We start from the raw sequence: 884 nt of genomic DNA, 5'->3' as shown, positions 1-884 counted from the left end.
AGGAACTCGCGACCAAGCATGGCGGGCGATCTGACCCACTCAAAAATCGATCTTCGCGTGTTCTCGGACACTTCGAACTGAACTGGCCTGCTTGTCTTGCTCTGGACGATCGATACGCGGTCTCGAACTGCTCCGGCAACGACGAGATCCGCCACTTTCAGGCGAACAAGATCACAACCGCGAAGTTTGCTGTCGATAGCAAGATTGAACAGCACAAGGTTGCGCGGGTTCCCGGCGAGTTCGAGCCGCGCACGAATTGCCCAAACCTGTCTTGGCAGGAGTGGACGTTTCTGACCAATTAGTCGATTCTTGTTCCACGACGGCTGAGACGGTCTGATTATTGGAAGGTGAATACTGGACATGGTGAAGTCTCCATCCAGCCCTCCCGCACCAGGCATCGGCACCCTGCCAACCAGCGCACTTTACTGTCTTTGCCATCATAGAAACCGATCGCGCGCATCTCAAACTACAGTTTAAAACACTCAATGGCCGCTTCTGATCAAGTCGGACGTCCGATGAAAACGAGCCTATGACCGCCATGCGGACTTTGCAGCCATCCGCATTTTTACTCCAAAGGACCGTAGTCAGCCCGAAGCGGACCTTCGCAACCAAGCTTTGCTAACTCCGAAATACACAACGAAACGGCCAGTTGCAGAGGTTGTATCGGCGGTGGCAACCAACCATTCATGTCGTCGACTAACCTGTTCAACGTCGCACTACAACTTCTCCGAACTGATCCCACGAGGACCTAATCTTCGAAGCGTTCATTTGGCTCGACCACATTTACTTGCTTCGGAACTTGGTCGGTGTCATTCCGGTCTGACCTCGGAAAAAGCGAGTGAAATGGGACTTGTCAGAATAGCCGAGCATCAGTCCGATCTCTG

General features: G+C 53.1%; 2 protein-coding genes. Both read right to left on the bottom strand.

What is annotated here, in order from left to right; genetic code table 11:
- A partial coding sequence (locus ACR0DX_RS22750) for a site-specific integrase (protein WP_480847552.1) occupies positions 1 to 362 on the bottom strand: 362 nt, incomplete at its 3' end.
- A gap of 421 nt (positions 363 to 783) precedes the next feature.
- Positions 784 to 870, bottom strand: a complete 87-nt coding sequence (locus ACR0DX_RS22745) for a helix-turn-helix domain-containing protein (RefSeq protein WP_480847554.1) — start codon at positions 868 to 870, stop codon at positions 784 to 786.
- Positions 871 to 884 lie beyond the last annotated feature (14 nt).

This window comes from Ruegeria sp. D3 (genome assembly GCF_056534465.1).
Note: the sequence above shows the minus strand (reverse complement) of the source record. Positions and strands in the feature narration are given on the sequence as shown.